General features: G+C 69.4%; 7 protein-coding genes and 1 tRNA gene. 6 read left to right on the top strand and 2 right to left on the bottom strand.

Annotated elements, in window-relative coordinates; translation table 11 throughout:
• Both ABD679_RS14990 and thiS read right to left on the bottom strand, forming a co-directional pair.
• Window positions 1-787: thiazole synthase (locus ABD679_RS14990; protein ID WP_344760816.1), on the bottom strand; the 787-nt coding region annotated here is incomplete at its 3' end.
• A 220-nt stretch (window positions 788-1007) separates the two neighbouring features.
• Window positions 1008-1208 carry a sulfur carrier protein ThiS gene (gene thiS, locus ABD679_RS14985; RefSeq protein WP_344760878.1) on the bottom strand — a complete coding sequence of 67 codons (201 nt, stop codon included), beginning with the start codon at window positions 1206-1208 and terminating at the stop codon, window positions 1008-1010.
• A 174-nt stretch (window positions 1209-1382) separates the two neighbouring features.
• Here thiS and ABD679_RS14980 point away from each other — a divergent pair, with 174 nt between their 5' ends.
• The 6 genes from ABD679_RS14980 (at window position 1383) to ABD679_RS14955 (ending at window position 7124) form a co-directional block, all read left to right on the top strand.
• Window positions 1383-3209: an autotransporter domain-containing protein gene (locus tag ABD679_RS14980; protein WP_344760877.1), complete on the top strand. Its 1827-nt coding sequence runs from the start codon at window positions 1383-1385 to the stop codon at window positions 3207-3209.
• Between the two features lie 118 nt (window positions 3210-3327).
• Window positions 3328-3401, top strand: a tRNA-Gly gene (locus ABD679_RS14975).
• A 43-nt stretch (window positions 3402-3444) separates the two neighbouring features.
• Complete coding sequence (locus tag ABD679_RS14970) at window positions 3445-3924, top strand: ATP-dependent zinc protease family protein (RefSeq protein WP_344760814.1); 480 nt, start codon at window positions 3445-3447, stop codon at window positions 3922-3924.
• Window positions 3921-4850, top strand: a complete 930-nt coding sequence (gene rimK, locus ABD679_RS14965; protein WP_344760813.1) for a 30S ribosomal protein S6--L-glutamate ligase — start codon at window positions 3921-3923, stop codon at window positions 4848-4850. Before ABD679_RS14970 ends, rimK begins: the two co-directional genes overlap by 4 nt.
• Window positions 4851-5131: 281 nt before the next feature.
• A complete protein-coding gene (locus ABD679_RS14960; protein ID WP_344760811.1) occupies window positions 5132-5815 on the top strand; it encodes a response regulator transcription factor in 684 nt (227 codons plus the stop codon).
• Window positions 5772-7124 (top strand): sensor histidine kinase, encoded by a 1353-nt coding sequence (locus ABD679_RS14955; protein ID WP_344760810.1) that lies wholly within the window; start codon window positions 5772-5774, stop codon window positions 7122-7124. Before ABD679_RS14960 ends, ABD679_RS14955 begins: the two co-directional genes overlap by 44 nt.
• Window positions 7125-7165 lie beyond the last annotated feature (41 nt).

The raw sequence follows: 7165 nt of genomic DNA, 5'->3' as shown, positions 1-7165 counted from the left end.
GTCCCTCGACCGGCGACGAGGCGCTGGCGTAGCGCTTGCGCGGGATGCGCCCGGCGCGGAACGCCGCGCGGCCGGCCTCGATTGCCAGCTTCATCGCATGCGCCATCAGCACCGGATCTTTCGCGCCGGCGATGGCGGTGTTCATCAGCACGCCGTCGCAGCCCAGCTCCATCGCGATGGCCGCGTCGGACGCCGTGCCCACGCCGGCGTCGACGATGATCGGTACCTTGGCGTTCTCGACGATCTCGACCAGGTTCCACTTGTTCTGGATGCCCAGGCCCGAGCCGATCGGCGCGGCCAGCGGCATCACCGCCACGCAGCCGATCTCCTCCAGGCGCCTGCACAGCAGCGGGTCGTCGGACGTGTAGACCATGACCTCGAAGCCGTCGGCGACCAGCTGTTCGGCGGCCTTGAGCGTCTGCACCACGTCCGGGTACAGGGTCTTCTGGTCGCCGAGCACCTCGAGCTTGACCAGCGTGTGGCCGTCGAGCAGTTCACGCGCCAGCCGGCAGGTGCGCACGGCATCCTCGGCGGTGTAGCAGCCGGCGGTGTTGGGCAGGATGGTGTAGCGGTCGGGCGGCAGCACGTCGAGCAGGTTGGGCTCGCCGGGGTTCTGGCCGATGTTGCTGCGGCGGATGGCGACGGTGACGATCTCCGAGCCGGCGGCTTCGGTGGCGGCGCGGGTTTCGTCGAGGTCCCTGAACTTGCCGGTGCCGGTGAGCAGGCGCGAGCGATAGGTCTTGCCGGCAACGACCAGTGCGTCGCCGTGGTGCACTTGGATATCCATCGCCGGATTATCGCGCAAGTGCGGTGGTGATCCAGTCATCGGTGCGGGGGTGGTCAGCGGCGGGTCGGCTGCGGGTGTTTGGGCACTGCGCTGCAGATCCTGCTTCCTGCGGGACGGGCCCCGGCCGCAAGTTGCCGGCCGGGAGTTCGACGGGGGTATCCCGTTGCTTCTCCAGGCGCCGCACTGCCGTCCATGGTGTGACCTCCGGGCTTCGGGTTGCTCACCCGCCGCCGAGCGCGTGGACGATCTCGACCCTGTCGCCGGCGGCCAGCACGTGCTCGCCGTGGCGGCTGCGCGGCACGATCTCGCCGTTGATCTCGACCGCGACCCGGCGCTGGACCAGCTGGCGGTCCTCAAGCAGCGCGGCGACAGTGGTGTGGTCGGGCAGGGCGAGCGGTTCGCCGTTGAGCTGGATGTCCATGCCGGCATTGTCGCCATTCGCGCCGGCGGCTGCACCTGCCATGCGGCGGCGCACCTTGAGCGGCCGGGGTGTTCGTGGAAACATGCAGCACCATCCGCCCGCGTATGCCGCGGGCGGCCCCGTATTCCTGGAGATCTGCAAATGGCTTTGCTGTCCCGTCCCCTCCGTCACACCCTGGCCGTCGCGCTGGCGCTGGCCGCCGCGCCCGCATTCGCGCAGGGCGACAGCCCTTATAGCGACACCGTATTCATCGGCGACAGCCTCACCGACGCCGGCTATTTCCGCCCGGTGCTGCTGCAGGTCGTCGGCCCGTCGGGCGCCCTGATCGGCAAGTTCACCACCAATCCGGGCCTGGTCTGGTCCGAATACCTGGCCGACTACTACGGCACCGACGCCTCGCCCAACGGCAACGGCCAGAGCGGCGACAACTACGCCGCCGGCGGCGCGCGCGTGGGCGTGGACGTCACCAACGCGCTGGGCTTCATCCCTTCGCTGGCCACCCAGACCAGCAACTACCTGGCCGCCAACGGCGGCCGCGCCGATCCGAATGCGCTGTACACCGTCTGGGGCGGCGCCAACGACGTGTTCGCGGTGGTGTCCGATCCGTCGCAGGCACAGGCGATCATCGGCGGTGCGGTCACCGCGCAGATCAGCATCGTCGGCACCCTGCAGGCGGCCGGCGCGCAGTACGTGCTGGTGCCGAACCTGCCCGACATCGGCGTGACGCCTTCGTTCCGCGCAGGTGGCGCGGCGGCGATGGGCCAGGGCACCGCGCTGGCGACGGCCTACAACGATGCGCTGTTCGGCGGACTGGCCAGCAACGGCCTGCGGGTGATCCCGGTTGACACCTTCCACTTCCTGCAGGAAGTGGTGGCCGATCCGGGCCAGTATGGCTTCGCCAACGTGACCACCGCCGGCTGCGGCATGCAGCCCGCGCCGGCCGGCGACTCGTCGCTGTTCTGCAACCCCGGCTCGTACGTGGATCCCAGCGTGCAGACCAGCTACCTGTTCGCCGACGGCGTGCATCCCAGCGCGGCCGCGCAGGAGGCAATCTCGCAGCTGGCGCTGGGCATGCTCGAAGGCCCGCGCCAGATCGCGGTGCTGCCGCACTCGGCGGCGACCACCGGGCGCGCACGCGCCGACATCGTCGGTTCGCACGTGTCCGGCGCGCCGGAGTCCGACGGCATGCGCTGGTGGACCAACCTGCGCGGCGACTTCCAGCGCTACGGCAGCGGCGACGACTACGACGGCGTGATCCCGGCGCTGGCCGGCGGCGTCGACTGGAGCAGCGGCAACCTGGTGTTCGGCGGCTTTGCCGGCTACGGCCGCGGGCGCATCGACTTCGGCCACAACACCGGCAAGTTCGAGCAGTCCGATGCCACCCTCGGCGCCTTCATCGGCTGGTACGGCGAGGGCGGCGGCTGGGTCAACGGCCAGGTGAGCTATTCGAAGCTGGACTTCGACGTCGACCGCAGGCTGCGCCTGGGCCAGGCCGTGCGCACGCACTCCGGCTCCGCCGACGGCGACAACGTCACCGCGGCGATCAACGCCGGCTGGAACTTCGGCAGCGGCGCGCTGCAGCACGGCCCGGTGCTGGGCGTGGTCTCGCAGCGGATCAAGGTCGACGGCTACGCCGAAAGCGACCCGGGCCAGTCCTCGTCGCTGGCCTTCGCCGACCAGGACTTCGACTCGCTGATCGGCAGCATCGGCTGGCAGGCCAGCTACGCGATCAACGACCACCTGGTGCCGTACGCACGCTTCACCTACGACCACGAGTTCGAGGACGGCAACGACCAGGTCTTCGCCCGCGCGCAGTCGATCCCGGGTTCGCTGGAGTACGCGGTGCCGGGGCTGGAGTACGACCGCAACTACACCACCGTCGTGATCGGCGCGCGGACCCGCCTGCTCGGCCTGGACGCCAACGTCGGCGCCACGGCCACGGTGCAGCAGGGCGGCGGCAACAATGCCACCGTGTTCGCGACCCTGGGCAGCAGCTTCTGAGGCAGGCATTGCCAGGCAAACACAGGAAGGGGCCCGCGCGGCCCCTTCCTTTTGGCCGCGCGGTAGGCGGCCGGCCGATTGCCAGCACGCGCGTGGCCGGCATAGACTTGGCGCCGACGCGGGTGTAGCTCAATGGTAGAGCTGTAGCTTCCCAAGCTACTGACGAGGGTTCGATTCCCTTCACCCGCTCCAATTGCGGACGGCGGCGCGCCCCTGGGGCGGGCCGCCGTTTTTGATGGCGCGCCCCGGCGCGCAGCGAGGGCGTGCGATGGTGGAGCTGGGCTGGCGGGAATGGGTGTCGCTGCCGTCGCTGGGCATCGCGCGCATGCGCGCGAAGATCGACACCGGTGCGCGCAGTTCGGCGCTGCACGTGGACGCGCAGTGGCGCTATACCGAGGGCGGGGCGCCGGTGGTCGGTTTCCGGATCACGCCCGGCATTGCCGGCCACGGGGTGGTCGAGGCGTGCGCGCCGGTGGTCGACGAGCGCGACGTGGTCGATTCCGGCGGCCGCCGCACGCGCCGCGTGTTCCTCGCCGCGCAGCTGCGGGTGGCCGGGATCGACCGCATGATCGAGCTCAACCTCGCCGACCGCCGCGGCATGCGCTTTCCGATGTTGCTCGGGCGCAGCGCCATCGCGGGTGTGTTCACGGTCGATCCCGCACGATCCTCCATCCACGGCCGCCCGCCGCGCCACCTGCCCGGTCCCCCCGTATGAAGCTCGCCATCATCTCGCGCAACAGCAAGCTGTATTCGACCCGGCGCCTGGTCGAAGCCGCGCGCGAGCGCGGCCACAGCGTGCGCGTGCTCGATCCGCTGCGCTGCTACATGCGCATCAGCGCCGAGGGCTTCGACATGCGCTACAAGGGGCGGCCGATCGCCGGCTACAACGCCGTCATTCCGCGCATCGGCGCGTCCGTCACCCGCTACGGCAACGCGGTGCTGCACCAGTTCGAACTGATGGGCAGTTACACCCCCAACCCCTCGGCGGCGATCATGCGTTCGCGCGACAAACTGCGCTGCCACCAGCTGCTGGCGGCCGAGGGCATCGACCTGCCGGTGACGGTGTTCGGCGACAACCCCGACGACACCGTCGACCTGCTGGCGATGCTCGGCCCGCCGCCGCACGTGATCAAGCTCAACGAGGGCACCCAGGGCAGCGGGGTGATGCTGACCGAGAAGCCATCGGCCTCGCGCAGCGTGATCGAGACCCTGCGCGGACTGTATGCGACCTTCCTGGTGCAGGAATTCGTCGAGGAGGCCGAGGGCGCCGACCTGCGCTGCTTCGTCGTCGGCGACCGGGTGGTGGCGGCCATGCGCCGGCAGGCGCCGCAGGGCGACTTCCGCTCCAACCTGCACCGCGGCGGCTCCGGCGAGGCAGCCGAGGCGACGGACGCCGAGCAGGCCGTGGCCGTCCGCGCGGCGCGGGTGCTGGGGCTGGGCGTGGCCGGCGTCGACCTGATCCGCTCCAAACGCGGCCCGCTGGTGCTGGAGGTGAATTCCTCGCCCGGGCTGGAGGGGATCGAGCAGGCCACGGGCGTCGACATCGCGCGCTGCATCATCGATCACCTGGCGGCCGGGGCGCCTCCCGTGCCCGCCGCGCGGGCGCCGCGGCGCAGGAAAGCGCGGCTAACAAAAAAATAACCAGTCGTTTAACAAGTGGCTAACCGAGCCGGTCGTAACTTCTACCGAACCGGAATCGCGCGCTCTCTCCAGACATTCCATCAGGTCAGTCGGCGGATTACGGTTAATCGGGGCAGTACCTCATTCGGCCCAAGCGATGCCCTCGCTTGGGTCTTTTTATGCGGCCCCGCAACCTCGCATTCCGTTCGCGCGGTGCCGTGCCAGAATCGCGCGGCACGCCGTGGACTGAACCACGGCCCCGGATTCCGGTCTGAGAACGGACCTACAGGACCCAGCAGCAGATGCGCATCCTCGTCATCGAAGACAACCAGGACATCGCCGCCAACCTCGGCGACTACCTTGAAGACCGCGGCCACACCGTGGATTTCGCCGCCGACGGCGTGACCGGCCTGCACCTGGCCGTGGTACACGACTTCGACGCGATCGTGCTCGACCTCAACCTGCCGGGCATGGACGGCCTGGAGGTCTGCCGCAAGCTGCGCAACGACGCGCGCAAGCAGACGCCGGTGCTGATGCTCACCGCGCGCGACAGCCTGGACAACAAGCTGGCCGGCTTCGACTCCGGCGCCGACGACTACCTGATCAAGCCGTTCGCGCTGCAGGAGGTCGAGGTGCGCCTCAACGCGCTGTCGCGCCGCGGCCGCGGCGTGCAGACGCGGGTGCTGGAAGTGGCCGACCTGGAATACAACCTCGACACGCTCGAGGTGCGCCGCGGCGGCAAGCTGCTGCAGCTCAACCCGACCGCGCTGAAGATCCTGCAGGCGCTGATGGAGGCCTCGCCCGCCGTGGTCACGCGGCAGGAGCTGGAAACGCGGGTCTGGGGCGAGGAACTGCCCGATTCCGACTCGCTGCGCGTGCACATCCACGGCCTGCGCGCCGTGGTCGACAAGCCTTTCCCCGTGTTGCTGATCCAGACCCGCCATGGCATCGGATACCGCATCGCCGCGCCCGATGCGAACGCGTAACGGGCGCACGCGCCGGAAAGCGCGTTACCGGCGGCGGCTGCGCAGCCGCATCATCCTGTCGTTCGTCATCTTCGGCTTCGGCCTGACGACGCTGATCGCGACGACCGCCGTTTATCTGCGGAACCGGGTCGAGGACCAGGTGATCAGTGCCGCGTTGACCAAAAACAACAACGTGTTTGCCGAAGGGTTCTATCGCAACCCTGATGCGATCGGGGTGCCGTTCGAGAAGATCCAGGGTCGGCAGTTCAGTACCAGCAAGCTGGACCGCGTGCCGGAGGCCTGGCGCGACCTGACCAATGGTGTACATGAGATCACCGAACGGGACCCGCTGACACGCAAGGAGCGGGTCTATCGACTCGCAGTGCGCAAGGATCCCCAGTACTGGTTCTTCCTTGCCTACGACATCGCCGAGGAGCGGGAAAGCCAGGAGAGGCTTAACCGAGCGCTGATTGGAAGCGTCGGAATCTTCACCCTGCTGTCAGCGCTGATCGGTTGGTGGTCGGCCGCCAGAGTCATGAGCCCGGTGTCGGAGCTTGCGCGACGCCTGCGGGCCTCGGGCGACAGCACCGAGCCCGAACAGCTCTCCGCGCATTTCCCGGAGGACGAAGTCGGCCAGCTCGCCTCCGCACTCGACGACTACGCCGAACGCCTTACCGAAGTGGTCCAGCGCGACCGCGAGTTCAACGCCGACGTCAGCCACGAACTGCGCACGCCGCTGGCGGTGATCAAGGGCGCGGTGGAACTGCTGCTGTCGCGCCCTGGCATCGACGAGAAGACCCAGGCGCGCCTGCTGCGCATCCAGCGCGCCGAGGCGCAGTGCACCGACCTGATCAGCGCGCTGCTGCTGCTCTCGCGCAACGAGCGCGGCCACGGCGCGACGGACGTGCAGCGCGTGGCAGAACAACTGCTCGACGCCCACCGCACCCAGCTCGGCGGCAAGCCGCTGGTGCTGCGCACGGAAGGCGGCACGGGGCTGGTGGTCGACGCGCCGGAAGCCGCGGTCAACGTCGCGCTCGGCAACCTGATCGGCAACGCGGTCAAGTACACCACCCAGGGCGAAGTGGTCGTGCGCCTGCTCGACAATGCGGTGGAGGTGGTCGACTCCGGCCCCGGCCTGTCGGCAGAGGACGCCGCACGCCTGTTCGAACGCGGCTACCGCGGCACCCACGCCGAGCACTCGCTCGGCGGCGGCATCGGCCTGTCGATCGTGCGCCGCCTGTGCCGCCTGTACGGCTGGGAAGTGCGCGTGGTGCCGGGCGAGGAGAAGGGCGTGGTGGCGACGCTGACGTTTTCGGCGGGCGGGGGCTGAGCGCCGGTTCTTTTGTGTAGGAGCGGCTTTGGCCGCGAGCT

It is taken from the genome of Luteimonas lutimaris (genome assembly GCF_039537065.1).
Lineage (GTDB): Bacteria > Pseudomonadota > Gammaproteobacteria > Xanthomonadales > Xanthomonadaceae > Luteimonas > Luteimonas lutimaris.
This window is presented reverse-complemented; position numbering and strand designations above follow the sequence as displayed.

Bases quoted from the DNA above. Each gene is read 5' to 3' on its own strand.
- thiS (WP_344760878.1), bottom strand. From the start codon at position 1,208: ATGGACATCCAGCTCAACGGCGAACCGCTCGCCCTGCCCGACCACACC.
- ABD679_RS14970 (WP_344760814.1), top strand. From the start codon at position 3,445: ATGGCGCGCCCCGGCGCGCAGCGAGGGCGTGCGATGGTGGAGCTGGGC.
- rimK (WP_344760813.1), top strand. From the start codon at position 3,921: ATGAAGCTCGCCATCATCTCGCGCAACAGCAAGCTGTATTCGACCCGG.
- ABD679_RS14960 (WP_344760811.1), top strand. From the start codon at position 5,132: ATGCGCATCCTCGTCATCGAAGACAACCAGGACATCGCCGCCAACCTC.
- ABD679_RS14955 (WP_344760810.1), top strand. From the start codon at position 5,772: ATGGCATCGGATACCGCATCGCCGCGCCCGATGCGAACGCGTAACGGG.